The organism is Parasedimentitalea denitrificans (assembly GCF_011813015.1).
In the GTDB taxonomy this organism is placed as follows: domain Bacteria; phylum Pseudomonadota; class Alphaproteobacteria; order Rhodobacterales; family Rhodobacteraceae; genus Parasedimentitalea; species Parasedimentitalea denitrificans.
On record NZ_QHLQ01000005.1, the window covers coordinates 79,186 to 94,480 of the forward strand.

The 15,295-nt window shown below is 55.1% G+C and carries 13 protein-coding genes and 1 pseudogene; 11 read left to right on the plus strand and 3 right to left on the minus strand.

The window, feature by feature from the left end; genetic code table 11:
• Nucleotides 1–157 precede the first annotated feature (157 nt).
• Nucleotides 158–1,063: a LysR family transcriptional regulator gene (locus DL239_RS07265; protein ID WP_167683348.1), complete on the minus strand. Its 906-nt coding sequence runs from the start codon at nucleotides 1,061–1,063 to the stop codon at nucleotides 158–160.
• Between the two features lie 167 nt (nucleotides 1,064–1,230).
• On the opposite strand from DL239_RS07265, the gene DL239_RS07270 reads away from it, so the two are divergent.
• The 11 genes and pseudogenes from DL239_RS07270 (at nucleotide 1,231) to DL239_RS07320 (ending at nucleotide 12,721) form a co-directional block, all read left to right on the plus strand.
• The gene (locus DL239_RS07270; protein WP_167683349.1) at nucleotides 1,231–4,653 is read left to right on the plus strand and encodes an indolepyruvate ferredoxin oxidoreductase family protein; all 3,423 of its coding nucleotides are present in this window, start codon (nucleotides 1,231–1,233) and stop codon (nucleotides 4,651–4,653) included.
• Nucleotides 4,654–4,814: 161 nt separating this feature from the next.
• Nucleotides 4,815–4,937 carry a hypothetical protein gene (locus tag DL239_RS21655; protein ID WP_439650853.1) on the plus strand — a complete coding sequence of 41 codons (123 nt, stop codon included), beginning with the start codon at nucleotides 4,815–4,817 and terminating at the stop codon, nucleotides 4,935–4,937.
• Nucleotides 4,938–4,945: 8 nt separating this feature from the next.
• Entirely contained in the window at nucleotides 4,946–5,755 is an 810-nt protein-coding gene (locus DL239_RS07280) for a glutamate racemase (RefSeq protein ID WP_167683350.1), read from the plus strand.
• A 99-nt stretch (nucleotides 5,756–5,854) separates the two neighbouring features.
• Nucleotides 5,855–6,883 (plus strand): N-acetyl-gamma-glutamyl-phosphate reductase, encoded by a 1,029-nt coding sequence (argC, locus tag DL239_RS07285; protein WP_167683351.1) that lies wholly within the window; start codon nucleotides 5,855–5,857, stop codon nucleotides 6,881–6,883.
• A 7-nt stretch (nucleotides 6,884–6,890) separates the two neighbouring features.
• A complete protein-coding gene (ccmE, locus tag DL239_RS07290) occupies nucleotides 6,891–7,334 on the plus strand; it encodes a cytochrome c maturation protein CcmE (RefSeq protein ID WP_167683352.1) in 444 nt (147 codons plus the stop codon).
• A gap of 142 nt (nucleotides 7,335–7,476) precedes the next feature.
• Nucleotides 7,477–8,088 (plus strand): annotated as a pseudogene (locus tag DL239_RS07295) (holin-associated N-acetylmuramidase).
• On the plus strand, nucleotides 8,079–8,540 hold the full coding sequence (locus tag DL239_RS07300; RefSeq protein ID WP_167683353.1) for a holin family protein: 462 nt from the start codon (nucleotides 8,079–8,081) through the stop codon (nucleotides 8,538–8,540). Before DL239_RS07295 ends, DL239_RS07300 begins: the two are co-directional and overlap by 10 nt.
• Before the next feature lie 198 nt (nucleotides 8,541–8,738).
• Complete coding sequence (locus tag DL239_RS07305; RefSeq protein WP_167683354.1) at nucleotides 8,739–10,712, plus strand: heme lyase CcmF/NrfE family subunit; 1,974 nt, start codon at nucleotides 8,739–8,741, stop codon at nucleotides 10,710–10,712.
• The gene (locus DL239_RS07310) at nucleotides 10,709–11,182 is read left to right on the plus strand and encodes a cytochrome c-type biogenesis protein (RefSeq protein ID WP_167683355.1); all 474 of its coding nucleotides are present in this window, start codon (nucleotides 10,709–10,711) and stop codon (nucleotides 11,180–11,182) included. Before DL239_RS07305 ends, DL239_RS07310 begins: the two co-directional genes overlap by 4 nt.
• A gap of 173 nt (nucleotides 11,183–11,355) precedes the next feature.
• Complete coding sequence (locus tag DL239_RS07315; protein ID WP_167683356.1) at nucleotides 11,356–11,904, plus strand: DUF2087 domain-containing protein; 549 nt, start codon at nucleotides 11,356–11,358, stop codon at nucleotides 11,902–11,904.
• 40 nt (nucleotides 11,905–11,944) lie between these two features.
• Complete coding sequence (locus DL239_RS07320) at nucleotides 11,945–12,721, plus strand: enoyl-CoA hydratase-related protein (RefSeq protein ID WP_167683357.1); 777 nt, start codon at nucleotides 11,945–11,947, stop codon at nucleotides 12,719–12,721.
• An 82-nt stretch (nucleotides 12,722–12,803) separates the two neighbouring features.
• Here DL239_RS07320 and DL239_RS07325 read toward each other — a convergent pair whose 3' ends face one another.
• Together DL239_RS07325 and gltA are read right to left on the minus strand one after the other, a co-directional pair.
• Nucleotides 12,804–13,763: a calcium-binding protein gene (locus DL239_RS07325; protein ID WP_206188382.1), complete on the minus strand. Its 960-nt coding sequence runs from the start codon at nucleotides 13,761–13,763 to the stop codon at nucleotides 12,804–12,806.
• A 214-nt stretch (nucleotides 13,764–13,977) separates the two neighbouring features.
• A complete protein-coding gene (gltA, locus tag DL239_RS07330) occupies nucleotides 13,978–15,273 on the minus strand; it encodes a citrate synthase (protein WP_167683359.1) in 1,296 nt (431 codons plus the stop codon).
• Between the last annotated feature and the right edge of the window lie 22 nt (nucleotides 15,274–15,295).

Genomic DNA, 15,295 nt, shown 5'->3' on the forward strand with positions numbered 1-15,295 from the left:
AAAGGCCGAGCACTAGGCTCGGCCGAAGTCCAACAGGGAGGTATGAAGGTGAAGCAAATGTCGTCACCTTCGAGATGTGATTTAGGCGCGCTAAATTGCCCCTTCAAGCCAAGAAATGTCAGAAGACTGACAAACCCGCTATGCGATTTTTGCATAGCTAAATTTTGCCGAGTTCTTTCAGGTGCTTGCGGTGGGCGATGATCTCGTTTTGGACAAAGTCACGAAACGCTGAAATACGCCGTGAATGGCGTAATTCTTCCGGATAGGCCAAGTATACAGGGACCTCACCTGCCTGATCGCTGTGCAAAATCTGTACCAGATCGGGGGAGTCTTCGGTGACATAATCTGGCAAAACACCAATTCCCAGATCGTGGGACACCCCTTGCAGAACGCCATAGTAGTTATTCACTGTGAGCAATGATTGAGGATTATGGGTCATGAGTTTCTGTACGAGAACAGCAGCAGAGCCAACCTGTGCGGATTTGGGGTTCTGGCAAATCAACCGGTGTTGGGAAATGTCCGATAATTGCTCGGGGGTGCCATTTCGGTCCAGATAGGCACGGGATGCATAAAGCCGCATTTTGACAGTCATCAATCGTTTGCGGATCAAATCGGCCTGACTCGGCTCTTTCATCCGAATCGCAACATCGGCTTCGCGCATCGGAAGGTCGAGAACGCGTTCTTCCAGCATAAGATCGATTTTCAGATCGGGGTATTGCTCGTACAGTTTGGTTAGGCGCGGCGCCAGCCAGAGGGTGCCAAAGCCAAAGGTGGTGGTGACCCGCAGCTCTCCAAATACCTCTTCATCGCTATCGCGGATCCGGGCCGAAGCTGTCTCAAGCCGCTTTGACATTGCCGCTGTAGCGTCGAACAAAAGTTCGCCCTGTTCGGTAAGGATCAGACCGCGCGCATGTCGGTGAAACAGTGTCGCACTCAGGCTTTCTTCAAGCGCGCGAATCTGTCTGCTTACAGCGGATTGCGACAGATTCAACTTGTCGCCGGCATGGGTTAGGCTGCCCGCATCAGCAACCGCGTGGAATATTCTCAGCTTGTCCCAGTCCATAGCCATCTCTTTTGATCTGTTAGGCGTAGACTATATGAATTGTATTGGTTTTTTCAATTTGATCCGAGGTCAAATCGTAAAATTTCAGAAAAATGGCTATACAGGTCAGTATTTGTGACCTAATAATGAGGGCAAATAAGGCACGCTGTCACGGTTGGGAGGCCCAGATGAGCAAGCAAGAGTTTTCACTTAACGATAAGTATGACCTAGAGAAACACTCGGTCATGCTGAACGGCACACAGGCGCTGGTGCGCTTAATGCTGATGCAGAAAATGCGTGACACAACAGCTGGCCTGAATACAGCGGGACTGGTCACAGGTTACCGGGGTTCTCCTCTGGGTGCTGTCGATACAATGATGGCGCGGGCAGAAAAGCAGCTAAAGGCTGCGGATGTAACGTTCCAATACGGATTGAACGAAGACCTCGCCGCGACAGCTCTGTGGGGCAGTCAGCAGGCCGAGGTTCGCGGCGAAGGCAAATACGACGGCGTGTTTGGTCTATGGTACGGCAAGGGGCCGGGTGTTGACCGTTCAGGCGACGTCATTCGCCACGCCAATATGGCAGGCAGTTCCAAACATGGCGGCGTGCTGATGGCCATGGGCGACGACCACACCGGCGAGAGCTCGACTGTTCTACACCAGTCAGAATGGTCCTTGATGGATTCCTACCTGCCGATCGTTAGTCCGGCGGGTGTACAGGAGATTCTGGATTACGGGATCTACGGCCTTGCGCTTAGCCGGTTCTCAGGGCTGTGGGTCGGCTTGAAAACCATGAAAGACACGATTGAGGTGACTTCGGTTGTGGATGGCGATCCAAACCGGATGAAACTTGTCACGCCTGAGTTTGATATGCCCTCTGACGGGCTAAACATCCGGCTTGTCGATGATCGGTTTAAACAAGAAGACCGCATCATTGACCACAAACGCTTTGCTGCCGAGGCATTCTCCCATGCCAACAAAATGGACAAGCGTATCTGGGGGCAGCGCGGTGCCAAGATCGGTTTTGTCGCGGCTGGCAAGAACTGGCTGGACCTGACCCACGCGCTATCGCTGCTGAACATTGATGAAAACACAGCCGAACGATTGGGGATCACAACCTATAAAGTTGGCCAGACCTTCCCACTGGATATGAAAGGCTTCCATGACTGGGCCGAAGGTCTGGACCTGATTGTCGTGGTCGAAGAAAAACGCAAACTGATTGAAATTCAGATCAAAGAGGCAATCTTTGATGACCGCCGCGGCCGCCGTGTCTACGGCTGGCACAAGGGCGGCGGTGCGGGTTCGATGCATGGCGAAGAGCTGTTCCAGACACGTTACGCTCTGGATCCGATCATGATTGCCGAGAAACTGGGACAGATCCTGATCGAAGAGGGCCGCGAGACCGAGGCCATTCATGCCGGGTTACAGGCACTGGACGAGGCCCGGCGCGCTGATAACGCCGAAGAAATCACGACACGTCTGCCGTATTTCTGCTCTGGTTGTCCGCACAACTCCTCTACCAAACTGCCCGAAGGCTCACGCGCCTATGCCGGTATCGGCTGCCACTTCATGGTGCAGTGGATGGACCGCGAAACCACCGGCTTTACGCATATGGGCGGCGAGGGCGCCAACTGGATCGGCGAAGCCCCGTTCTCCAAACGCCCGCATGTGTTCCAGAACCTTGGCGATGGCACATACAATCACTCAGGCGTGCAGGCGATCCGCGCGGCATTGGCTGAGGGAACCAACATCACCTACAAGATCCTGTACAATGATGCGGTTGCCATGACTGGCGGGCAGGGCAACGAAGGCGGTCTGGATGCAAGCCGCATTGCCCACGAGCTGGTGGCGATGGGCGTCAAAACCATGGCCGTGGTCTATGACGAAAAAGAGGATGTAAAGGCCAGCGAATTCCCCAGCGGCATGCGAATGCATGAGCGCAGTGAACTGATGACGGTTCAGCGCGAGTTCGAAAAAGTCGAGGGCGTCTCGGCCATCCTGTATATCCAGACCTGCGCTGCCGAAAAGCGTCGTCGCCGCAAGCGCGGGTTGTTCCCGGATCCGGATCAGCGGGTATTTATCAATACCGACGTTTGCGAAGGCTGCGGCGATTGCGGTATTCAGTCAAACTGCGTGTCGATTGTGCCGGTGGAAACCGATTTGGGCCGCAAGCGCGCCATTGATCAATCCTCTTGCAACAAGGATTTCTCGTGCCTGAACGGCTTCTGTCCGTCGTTCCTGACCATCGAGGGCGGTAAGCCACGTAAGAACGCCACCGCTGAACTGGACCTGCCCAATCTGCCTCAACCAGAGCTGCCTGCCATTAATGGCACCTTCAACGTGGTGATCACCGGTGTTGGGGGGACTGGCGTGGTGACACTGGGTGCAGTGCTGGCGCAGGCCGCACAGATTGACGGCAAAGGTGCCGGCATGATGGAAATGGCTGGTCTGGCGCAAAAAGGCGGTGCAGTGCATATCCACTGTCGTCTGGCCAACCGCCCTGAAGACATCAGCGCCATTCGGGTTGCCACAGGTGAGGCCCATGCGCTGATCGGCGGCGATCTTGTTGTCAGTGCCGGGTCCAAAACACTGGGACTAACCGCGACAGGCCAAACCGGTGCCGTGGTCAACAGCCACGAAATCATTACGGGTGATTTTACGCGTAACACCGACTTTAGCATTCCGACTGATCGGCTGGAATTGGCGCTAGAGGCACGCCTGCGGGATCAGCTGGATCTGTTTGATGCGACTGATCTGGCCAAAGCAACTCTGGGGGATTCGATCTTCTCCAACATGATGGTCTTTGGTGGCGCCTGGCAGCGCGGTTTGATCCCGCTCAGTCACGATGCACTGACCCAGGCCATCACACTGAACGGCGCCGCTGTTGAACGTAATCTGCGTGCCTTCGAAATCGGCCGCTGGGCCGTGTTGTTCCCGTCTGAGGCCGCGCAACTTAGCGCCCCAAAGGTGGCAAAACTTCCTCTATCATTGGACGAAAAGATTGCTCTGCGCAGCAAAAAATTGGTCGATTATCAGGGGCCTCGTTTGGCAAAGCGCTATGAGAAGTTGCTGAATGGGATCAGTGATCCAGCTCTGAAAGAGGGTGTTGCCAAGGGCTATTACAAGCTGCTGGCCTACAAGGACGAGTATGAAGTTGCGCGCTTGCTGTTGGACAGCCGCGACAAGGCAGAGGTCGAGTTCGAGGGCGATTTCAAACTCTCCTACAACCTTGCACCGCCCATTCTGGGCGGCAAGGATGCCAATGGCCGCCCCAAGAAACGCAAGTTCGGCCCCGGCATGTTGCGCCTGCTGCGCCTCTTGGCAAAGATGAAATCCCTGCGCGGCACTCTTATGGACATATTCGGCTACACGGCTGATCGGAAAATGGAACGCGCGCTGATCAAGGAATACGAGCGGGACATGAAGGCCTGGCTGCCAAAAGCCAGCCCTGAAATTCTGGAACCACTCATCGCCTTGTCCGAAGTGCCGTTGCAGATCAAGGGGTTCGGCCCCGTCAAACATGAGACGGCCTTGAAAGCAGCCAAACGCCGCGAGGAATTGTTGGCTGTACTGGCTCAGGGCGGTACTCAGGTCGATAAGGCTGCCGAGTAAGCCAAACACACTCATGTGTTAGAGCGCCGGGCGGCGCTCTAACACGACCGGATGGATCTTCATCTGGCCAAAAATATCCCGGGGTTCGGGGCTGGCCCCGGTCCAAGGCCACCCAAAAGTGTTAATGCTGTTTGCGGGCCAAGTTTTGCCCAAAATGACCCATGACGGCCACAGATGCCAAGGGAGCCATGGATTTCCTGTGCAAAGCCAAGTATGAGCTGTCTGGAACGCCGCTAAAAACGTACAGTTACGGCTATGACTTCGAGGACAGGCACCAGGCCTGACAGGGACTATGGCAGTTGGTATTTTTGATTCCGGATTGGGCGGTCTGACCGTTCTGAACACAGCGCAGCAACGGCTGCCTGATGTTGATTTCCTTTATTATGGTGACAATGCACATGCGCCTTATGGGGTGCGCGACGCCGAAGATGTGTTTCAGCTGACCAGACGGGCGGTTGAAACCATGTGGGCGCATGGCTGCGATCTGGTGATTCTGGCCTGTAACACTGCCAGCGCCGCCGCGCTGCGTCGCATGCAGGAAGGTGGCCTGCCGCCGGGCAAACGTGTGCTGGGTGTTTTTGTTCCTCTGATCGAGGCGCTGACCGAGCGAGAGTGGGGCGATAACTCGCCGCCACGTGAAGTTGCGGTCAAACATGTGGCCCTCTTTGCCACTCCGGCAACGGTGGCCAGCCGGGCGTTCCAGCGCGAGCTGGCCTTTCGCGCCATCGGTGTAGACGTCGAAGCGCAAAGCTGCGGTGGCGTGGTGGATGCCATTGAAGATGGCGATGAGATCTTGGCCGAGGCCCTGGTGCGTAGCCATGTGGACGCGTTGATGCGCAAGATGCCCAAGCCGCAAGCGGCCATTCTTGGCTGCACGCATTATCCGCTGATGGAAGATTGCTTTCAAAAGGCGCTTGGTCCGGATGTGAAAGTGTTCAGCCAGGGTGAACTGGTAGCAGAAAGCCTGGCCCATTATCTGGAACGTCATCCCGATATGTTGGGGACCGGACCGGGTGGTTTCCTGACCAGCGGTGACGCGGCCCGTGTGAGCGATCGCGCGACCCAGTTTTTGCGACGAGAAATCACTTTTTCTGCCGCTTGAAGAATACGCCTGATCTAAGTCAAGGCGCCCATCCTTTCCAATTCTATTTTCATCGTCAGTCACGGCGATGACATGTGACATCCAAGAAAGAGGTCTGACATGACCCATAAAATCGCTATTCTGGGTGCCAGTGGTTACACTGGCGCTGAACTGGTCCGGTTGATTTCGCAACACCCGGCCATCGAAATTGCTGCGCTATCCGCTGACCGTAAGGCAGGCATGGAAATGGCGCAGGTTTTCCCTCATCTACGTCACCTTGTACTGCCAACCCTATGTAAGATCGGAGAAATTGATTTCTCTCAGGTTGACCTGTGCTTTTGTGCCTTGCCGCATAAAACCAGCCAAGAGGTGATCTCGGCACTGCCTGATACGCTGAAAATCGTCGATCTGTCGGCAGACTTCCGTCTGCGGGATCCAGCTGAATATGAAAAATGGTACGGCAACCCGCACTCTGCAGTAGAGATGCAGAAAGAGGCGGTTTATGGCCTGACTGAGTTCTACCGTCAGGACATCGCAGCCGCACGTCTGGTGGCAGGGACGGGGTGTAATGCGGCGACGGGGCAGTTTGCTTTACGGCCTTTGATCTCGGCTGGTGTCATTGATCTGGATGATATCATCCTAGATTTGAAATGCGCGGTGTCCGGTGCCGGTCGCTCGTTAAAAGAGGGTCTGCTGCACGCCGAGCTGAGCGAGGGCTACAATGCCTATGCCGTTGGCGGCACTCATCGGCATCTGGGCGAATTCGATCAGGAATTCTCGGCAGTCGCTGGCCGTCCAGTTCAGATCCAGTTCACACCACACCTGATGCCTGCCAATCGGGGCATCTTGGCGACAGCCTATGTCAAAGGTGATGCGCAAGAGATCCATCAGACCTTTGCGACGGCCTATGCGGACGAACCGTTTATAAGCTTGCTGCCATTTGGCGAGGCCCCTAGCACCCACCATGTTCGTGGCTCCAACTTCTGCCATATCGGAGTTGCTGCCGACCGGATTGAGGGGCGGGTGATTATTATTGCGGCGCTGGATAACCTGACAAAAGGTAGCAGCGGCCAGGCCTTGCAGAACGCAAATCTGATGTTAGGTGAGCCTGAAACAACGGGGCTGATGATGGCCCCAATATTCCCGTGAGGATGAAATGAAGACACTGAAAAAACGGCGGCGCGTACAGATTATTATGGTGTCAATCGTGACGCTGGTGCTGGCCACCGGGCTGATTGGTTGGGCATTGCAAGATGGGATCAACTACTTCCGCTCCCCCAGCGCCGTGATCGCCGAGCCGCCGTTGGCCAGTGAAGTCTTTCGGATTGGTGGCCTAGTCGAAGAGGGCTCGTTGGTGAAGGGCCAAGGCATGGCCATTACCTTTTCAGTGACTGATGGTGGCGCAACCGTTCCGGTAACTTATTCCGGGGTTTTGCCTGATCTGTTCGAAGAAAACCAAGGCATGATTGGCACCGGAAGCTATGTAGATGGCGTGTTCGTAGCCACTGAAATTCTGGCCAAGCACGATGAGACTTACATGCCGAAGGAAGTTGTGGACGCGCTGAAAGAGCAGGGCGTTTACGTAGAGCCAGAAAGCTAAAGCACCCTATCGGGTGTTGTCTCCGGCAGAGGCATTTAAGACAAGAAGAAGCGCGCGGTCTGGATAACAGGGCGCGCGCTCTGCTTTTGGGTGGTTAAGATTTCGGGCCCAGAATGCTGAGCGGTTCCAATAGGAGTGCGTGATGCAGACAGTGCAACAGATTGCCGAGGATATTGTTGCCCGTGAAGGCGGCTATGTGAATGATCCTGATGATCCGGGCGGCGCGACCAAGTACGGTGTGACCTTGGCGACTTTGCAGCGTTTGGGGGTGGATGTGACCCATGACGGGCGGGTCGACGTTGATGATGTGAAGGGGCTTAGTCAGGCACAGGCGGCGGAGATATTTGTCGAACACTATTTTTATGCGCCGCAGATTTCTAACCTTCCGGCGGAACTGCAGGCCTCTGTGTTTGATATGTATGTAAATGCTGGCAGCAATGCGGTTAAAATCCTGCAGAGGCTTCTCGGGGATATGGGGTATGAAGTTGCGGCAGATGGGGTGATCGGGCCGCAGACCGCAACCGCGGCATAGGCGGCCAGTGCGGTGGATGAGACAGCGCTAAAAGACGCCTATGGAATCGCCCGGCGAAACTATTATTTTCGGCTCGCGGATCATCGGGTGGCGAGCCGCAAATATGTGCGGTCCCGATCAGGCGGCAAGGGCGGGTGGATTCGCCGCGCCGAGGAGTTCCTGTCGCCTTGCTATCACCTGTCTGAACAAGCCTTTCGTGCGCGGGTGGCCGCATGGGGGTGATCTTTGATATTTTGAATGCAGTTTTTGGCAACAACCGCAATGTGTTACGGGAAACGGCAGAGGTGTTTCGTGAAAATGCAGAAGCAGGAGCGCTGCGCGGGCACGACATGCAGATCGCGGCGCTAAAGCAAATGCAGGGAGAATTTGTTACGGCTCAAAGAGGTTGGTTTGATCGGCTGATGGATGGGGTGAATCGGCTGCCACGACCCGCTTTGGCGTTGGGAACCCTGGGCTTGATGATCTCGGCAATGGCAGATCCGGTTTGGTTTGCGCAGCGCATGCAGGGCATCGCCTTAGTACCAGAGCCCCTGTGGTGGTTATTGGGCGTTGTTGTGTCGTTCTATTTTGGTGCGCGGCAACAGGTGAAACATCAGGAATTACAAAGGGATATGGTGCAGAGCATGATGCGTGTCCCACAGGTTGTCCAAAACATTTCGACCCTGCGTGCATAAGAGATTGATCAGCCCGGAAGAGCGGCAACGCATGATGTGGCAGAGGATGAGTTGGAGGTCGTCAGACCAGGTGAAAACCCGGCCTTGGAGCAGTGGAACCAAACGCGTCTTGGGGGTGCGACATGATGCACAGTTCTGTGACGTCTTGGCGAGGCGATTGCCATTGGCCCCCCGTTTAGTTCGGCCTATACAGATAGTATGATTACAGAACTCGGACACTTCGCCCTCATCCTCGCGTTTTTGATTGCCATCGTGCAGATGGTGGTGCCCTTGATTGGGGCCTATAATCGATGGCCGGGATGGATGGCCGTTGCAGAGCCGGCAGCACAGGCGCAGTTCCTGTTCACGGCTTTCTCATTTGGGGCCCTGACCTGGGCTTTTGTGACTTCAGATTTCTCGCTGCGGCTTGTGGTTGAGAACAGCCATTCGGCCAAGCCGATGCTGTACAAGATCAGTGGAACATGGGGTAACCACGAGGGCTCGATGTTGCTCTGGGTGCTGATTGTTACGCTATTTGGCGCAGTGGCTTCGGTGTTTGGCGGAGGCTTGCCGCCAACCCTGCGGGCGCGGGTACTGGCTGTTCAGGCATCAATTGGGGTCGCGTTCTTTGCCTTTCTTTTGTTCACGTCGAACCCGTTCTTGCGCATGGTAGTACCACCGTTTGACGGTCAGGATTTGAACCCATTGCTGCAGGATCCTGGCTTGGCGTTTCACCCGCCGTTTTTGTACCTTGGCTACGTAGGTCTGAGCATGGCGTTTTCCTTTGCCATCGCTGCCCTAATCGAAGGTCGCATTGATGCGGCATGGGGGCGCTGGGTCCGGCCATGGACGCTGGCTGCTTGGGTGTTTTTGACCATCGGCATCGCTCTGGGTAGCTGGTGGGCCTACTATGAACTTGGCTGGGGTGGCTTCTGGTTCTGGGATCCTGTTGAAAACGCTTCGTTCATGCCGTGGATTTTGGCAACTGCGCTGCTGCACAGTGCGATTGTGGTCGAAAAACGCGAGGCGTTGAAAAGCTGGACAATTCTGCTGGCAATTCTGGCGTTCAGCTTTTCGCTGATCGGGACGTTTATCGTGCGCTCAGGCTTGCTGACTTCGGTGCATGCATTCGCCAACGATCCGGTGCGCGGGGTATTCATCCTGTATATCCTTGCGATCTTTACCGGTGGTGCGCTGACCCTGTTTGCGACCCGTGCGCAGGCGATGGAAGCCAAAGGTGTGTTTGGTGGGGTGAGCCGTGAGAGCATGCTGGTGGTCAATAACGTTCTGTTGGCTGTAAGCTGTTTCGTGGTGTTCTTTGGCACCATGTGGCCCATCATTGCCGAGATGTTCTTTGACCGTAAGCTGAGTGTTGGACCACCGTTCTTCAATGCTGCCTTTACGCCGTTCATGGTGTTGTTGGGTATTGTCCTGCCTGTTGGGTCGATGTTGCCGTGGAAACGGGGCAAGCTGGGCCGTGCTATTTGGACCCTGCGCTATGTGTTTGTTCTGGCTGTAGCCCTTGGCTTGGCCGCATGGACCATGCAAACAGGGCGATCCCTGTTGGGACCAGTTGGATTGTTCCTTGGGTCCTGGATGGTGTTTGGCGCGATTGTTGATCTATGGTCGCGTACAGGTCGTTCGGGCTTGCCAGGGCGTCTTGCGCGCCTCATCCGGCTGCCACGGGCGGATTGGGGCAAGGCATGTGCTCACGCGGGTCTTGGCATCACGATGTTTGCGATTGCCGGGCTGACCGCCTGGGAAGAAGAAGACATTCGGGTTGTTGCTGTCGGTCAACCGTTCGAGGTTGGTGCCTACACATTGACGTTGGAAGGTGTCGACCGCAGTCGTGGACCGAACTATTACGCAACAACTGCGAATGTACGGGTAACCAAAGCAGGGCAGCTGGTGACTATGATGAAGCCAGAAAAACGCGATTATCCGGTGACGCGGATGCCAACAACCGAAGCCGCGATTGATTACCGGTTCCTGCGCGATTTGTATGTCGTTATTGGCGATCAACAAGCTGATGGTGGCTGGATTGTCCGGACCTATATTAAACCGCTGGCCAACTGGATCTGGGGCGGTTGCTTGCTGATGTCGCTGGGTGGTTTGCTGTCACTGACAGATCGCAGGTACCGGGTTGCTGCTGGTGCTCGCAAAACTCGAATTGAAGGGGTTGCGGCGGAATGATCAGAGCCTGGAAAAACTGGGTCGCGACTTGTGCCGTCATGCTGAGCCTGATTGGCTCAGCATGGGCGGTTGAACCGGACGAAGTTTTGGATGATCCCGCGCTAGAGGCACGAGCTCGCGAGTTGTCCAAAGATTTGCGCTGTCTGGTTTGTCGCAACGAAAGCATCGACGAAAGCAATGCTGAGCTGGCCCGTGATCTTCGGATATTGCTTCGTGAACGTCTGGTGAGCGGTGACAGCGATACAGAAGCCATGGACTTTATCGTTGATCGCTATGGTGAGTATGTGCTGCTGCGGCCCACAACAAGCGGCGCCAACTGGCTGCTGTGGGCGGCTGGGCCGGGGATGTTCATTCTGGCATTGATCATGTCTGGCCTTTACGTGCGCGGGCGTTCTAACGCCCCGAAACGGAATGACACAGGGCTGACCGATGAAGAGCAGGCCCGGCTAAAGGAACTGCTCGACGAGTGATTGCGCATCTCGTTACGGGTTGCTAGGGTGAACTCGGTCAGCAGTTCACCCAGGCTCCGCCATGCGCTAAACCTGCATATCATTGATCCGGATCCTTTTTACTCAGGATACCATCTGGATAAGGGCGGGCATCCACATCCCTGAATGGGCTGCGGTATCCATGGGAGAAGACTATGACCCGGGATGTTATTCGGTTGACCATTGCCGACCTTTCCAGCTTTACCAAATCGCTGCGCAGCGTATTGCCTGATGCCCCCAGCCACGTTGAAATGCTGAACGTCGTGGCCAAAGCGGCCGGCTATAAGAACTTTCAACACCTGAGAGCCGAGAACACACCTGAACCCGAGGTCGACCGGCGTAAAGTTGATCGCGCCCTGCGAAACTTTGACGACAAGGGCCAGTTTGCCAATTGGCCGGGTAAGACCAGTGTACAACACCTGTGCCTCTGGGCTGTCTGGGCTCTGTTGCCGCCTCGGACCATCCTGAACGAGCGGGAGATCAGCGATGTCATCGACCAGAAAACGGCCGTTGGCGATGCCGCCCAGATCCGCCGCTCGCTGGTTGAAATGAAACTGCTGACCCGAACCAAGGACGGATCGCAATATCAACGGGTAGAACAACCGGTCCCAACCGACGCTCGGGCACTGATTTCTGAGCTGCGCGAGGCACAAAAACCGGTTTTGCCTGACGTCGCGTTTGCCTTTCACCGTCCGGCTACCTAAGTCAGCATGCAGACAACGTATAATGATGTGAGGCCGAGTGATGGACTATAAGGAAATTACCTATTTGTTGGCGGATGGGTTGGCGATTGTGACGCTGAACCGCCCGGAAAAGATGAATGCGCTGACAAGCCAGATGCGGGCCGAGATCACCCATGCCATGCGCCGGGCCGGCGAAGAGGCCCGAGCCGTTGTCATGACCGGTGCTGGCACGGCATTTTGCTCGGGGCAGGATCTGAGCGACGCCAGCAACGCCAATGATCTGGATCTGGAGCGGACCCTGCGGGATGAGTACACCCCGATGCTAGAGGCGGTCTATGATTGTCCAGTGCCGACCATTTCTGCAGTGAATGGTCCGGTGGCTGGGGCAGGGGCCAATCTGGCGCTGGCGGCTGACGTGGTGATCGCCACGGAAAGCGCCTATTTCATGCAGGCCTTTGCCCGTATTGGCCTGATGCCCGATGCCGGTGGTACCTGGTTCTTGCCACGTCAGATGGGCATGGCCAAAGCTATGGGTGCAGCGCTGTTTGCCGACAAGATCTCGGCCAAGCAAGCCAGTGACTGGGGCATGATCTGGGAAGCGGTTCCAGATGAGAATTTCGCTGACCAGTGGCGCGAACGTGCGACCTATCTTGCCAAGGGCCCAACCAAGGCGTTTGGCGCAATCAAACAGTCAATCCGGGCCAGCTCTGGCAACAGCCTGCCGGAACAGCTGTCGGTCGAGGCGCACCTACAGGGCGAATGCGGCAAGTCACGTGACTTCCTGGAAGGTGTCACTGCATTTCAGGAAAAGCGTCCGGCTAAATTCGAAGGCCGGTAAAAAAATATGCCGCCGCTTGTGACCAAGCGGCGGCTTAACATTTGCAGCAGTTCGTTCCCGCGTGGTCTTTACTAAAGTGAGATCAGTTGACCCATACAGATTTTGTCACAAAGGTTGAGTGTGACGCCGGGTCAAACGTTGGGCCTGCGCCAACCAAGCGAACAACCTCTTGCCCGTCGGCAAGTACAAAGGCGTCGACGCCTCCTTCCGAATTTGTTTTGAGGGTCGAGGTTATGACAGGAGGCGTCTCACCGTCATCAAAAAGATAAACCAGAGTGTCCTCTTCACTGTCAAAGTCTGTAACGGTTGCTGATCCGTCTCCCGCAAGCCAATCACCTACAATAAAGTAATCTTCCCCAGCGCCGCCAGTTACAGTGTCATCAATGCCAAAGGTAATATCATCGTTGCCATATCCCCCTTCAACCACATCTCCCTCTAGATCAGTGTCCTTTGAAAAATCCCACTCGGGCGTTTCTTCAGTTTCATCCCAAAAACCGCTACTTATGATGGCATCATTTCCAGAGCTACCTTTAAGGGTGTCTGTACCTTCTTGATCAAAAATGAAGTCATTTCCGGTGCCACCGTTCAACGAGTCATCTCCGGCTTCACCGAGAATTACATCATGGCCCGGGCCACCTTGAATTGTATCGGAGCCGGTAGAGTTTTTACCATCGACAAGTATGTCGTTTCCATCGCCACCTAGAATACTGTCGTCCCCCAGACCACCATGGATAAAGTCGTTTCCTGAGCCACCAAACAGACTGTCATCGCCACCATCACCATAAAGGCGGTCGTTACCACTATTGCCGAACTCTCGGTCATTCCCGTCTTCACCGTAAATCAGGTCATCGCCGCCCGCTCCAAGAAGGGTATCAGCACCGTTGGTTCCCTGAAGGAAATCGTTGTCATTGGTTGGCACGTCGGTTTCCTGATAAACTGGTGGCTGATCGTTGTCATCGGAAGACGTATCGAGCTCTTCGTCGTCACTGTGAATAGCAATGCCTGCAACCAGACCTAATCCAATTAAAGTCATCCAAATCATTTTAAAATCCGTTCTGAGAAATGTGTTCAAATTATGAAGTATTTACGGAAAATTAAGACTTCACACTGGAGAGGGTCAAGGAAAAAGCTCTGTATTTTCAATCGTTAGAACAATAACCACTTATTAGTGGGGATTGTTTCAAAAAAGAGCCCCAAACCGTAAGGTTTGGGGCTTCTGCAATATAAGTTCAGCTGAACAACCCCGCAGGGTTGAGTTACCGATTCTCAATATCGGTATAGTTGCGAGTGGTTTCACCCAGGTACAGCTGACGCGGACGGCCAATTTTGTTCTGTGGATCGGCGATCATTTCCTTCCACTGCGATACCCAACCGACGGTCCGTGCAACGGTAAAGATCGGTGTGAACATCGACGTCGGGAAGCCCATCGCCTCTAGGATGATGCCCGAATAGAAGTCGACGTTGGGGAACAACTTCTTGTCGATGAAATAGGGGTCATGCAGGGCTGTCTGTTCCAGCTCTTTGGCAACCTGCAGAAGTGGGTTGTCTTCGATACCCAACAGCTCCAGCACTTCGTCAGCCGATTGTTTCAGCACTGTGGCGCGTGGATCGGTGTTTTTGTAAACACGGTGACCAAAGCCCATCAGGCGGAACGGGTCGTTCTTGTCCTTGGCGCGGGCAATGAACTCAGGGATGCGGTCAACGGTTCCGATTTCCTTGAGCATTTCCAGACAGGCCTGGTTCGCACCACCATGGGCAGGGCCCCACAGGCAGGCGATGCCAGCAGCAACACAGGCAAACGGGTTGGCACCCGAAGACGAGGCCAGACGGACTGTCGATGTCGACGCGTTCTGCTCGTGGTCAGCGTGCAGGGTAAAGATACGGTCCATGGCGCGGGCCAGGATCGGGTTCACATTGTAGTCTTCGGCAGGAACCGAGAAACACATGTGCAGGAAGTTCGCAGCGTAATCCAGGTCGTTACGTGGATACACAAATGGCTGCCCGATCGAATACTTATAGGCCATCGCAGCGATGGTTGGCAGTTTGGCGATCAGACGGATCGACGCAACTTCGCGCTGCCACGGGTCCGAAATATCCGTTGAATCGTGGTAGAACGCAGACATCGCGCCAACAACACCAACCAAAGTGGCCATTGGGTGGGCGTCGCGACGGAAACCGCGGAAGAAGTTGTGCATCTGTTCGTGCACCATCGTGTGGCGAGTGACCCGGCCTTCGAAGTCTTCCAGCTGTGTGGCTGTTGGCAGTTCACCGTACAACAGCAGATAGCAGACCTCTAGGTAGTGCGATTTGCCTGCCAGCTGGTCGATTGGGTAACCGCGGTGCAGCAGCTCGCCCTTGTTGCCATCAATAAATGTGATGGTGCTGTCGCAGCTTGCTGTCGATGTGAAACCCGGATCATAGGTGAACACACCCGCTTGGGCATAAAGCTTGCGGATATCAAGAACATCAGGGCCGGCTGTCGGCGAAAAGATCGGCAGTTCATAGGATTCGCCATTGAGGCTAAGCGTGGCGGACTTCTTGGTGTCGGTCATGGATATCCCTTCCTGTTACAGG

What these genes read in the sequence shown, in the direction of transcription:
- DL239_RS07265 (WP_167683348.1), bottom strand. Translation starts at nt 1,063, where the DNA reads ATGGACTGGGACAAGCTGAGAATATTCCACGCGGTTGCTGATGCGGGC.
- DL239_RS07270 (WP_167683349.1), top strand. Translation starts at nt 1,231, where the DNA reads ATGAGCAAGCAAGAGTTTTCACTTAACGATAAGTATGACCTAGAGAAA.
- DL239_RS21655 (WP_439650853.1), top strand. Translation starts at nt 4,815, where the DNA reads ATGACGGCCACAGATGCCAAGGGAGCCATGGATTTCCTGTGCAAAGCC.
- DL239_RS07280 (WP_167683350.1), top strand. Translation starts at nt 4,946, where the DNA reads ATGGCAGTTGGTATTTTTGATTCCGGATTGGGCGGTCTGACCGTTCTG.
- argC (WP_167683351.1), top strand. Translation starts at nt 5,855, where the DNA reads ATGACCCATAAAATCGCTATTCTGGGTGCCAGTGGTTACACTGGCGCT.
- ccmE (WP_167683352.1), top strand. Translation starts at nt 6,891, where the DNA reads ATGAAGACACTGAAAAAACGGCGGCGCGTACAGATTATTATGGTGTCA.
- DL239_RS07300 (WP_167683353.1), top strand. Translation starts at nt 8,079, where the DNA reads ATGGGGGTGATCTTTGATATTTTGAATGCAGTTTTTGGCAACAACCGC.
- DL239_RS07305 (WP_167683354.1), top strand. Translation starts at nt 8,739, where the DNA reads ATGATTACAGAACTCGGACACTTCGCCCTCATCCTCGCGTTTTTGATT.
- DL239_RS07310 (WP_167683355.1), top strand. Translation starts at nt 10,709, where the DNA reads ATGATCAGAGCCTGGAAAAACTGGGTCGCGACTTGTGCCGTCATGCTG.
- DL239_RS07315 (WP_167683356.1), top strand. Translation starts at nt 11,356, where the DNA reads ATGACCCGGGATGTTATTCGGTTGACCATTGCCGACCTTTCCAGCTTT.
- DL239_RS07320 (WP_167683357.1), top strand. Translation starts at nt 11,945, where the DNA reads ATGGACTATAAGGAAATTACCTATTTGTTGGCGGATGGGTTGGCGATT.
- DL239_RS07325 (WP_206188382.1), bottom strand. Translation starts at nt 13,763, where the DNA reads ATGATTTGGATGACTTTAATTGGATTAGGTCTGGTTGCAGGCATTGCT.
- gltA (WP_167683359.1), bottom strand. Translation starts at nt 15,273, where the DNA reads ATGACCGACACCAAGAAGTCCGCCACGCTTAGCCTCAATGGCGAATCC.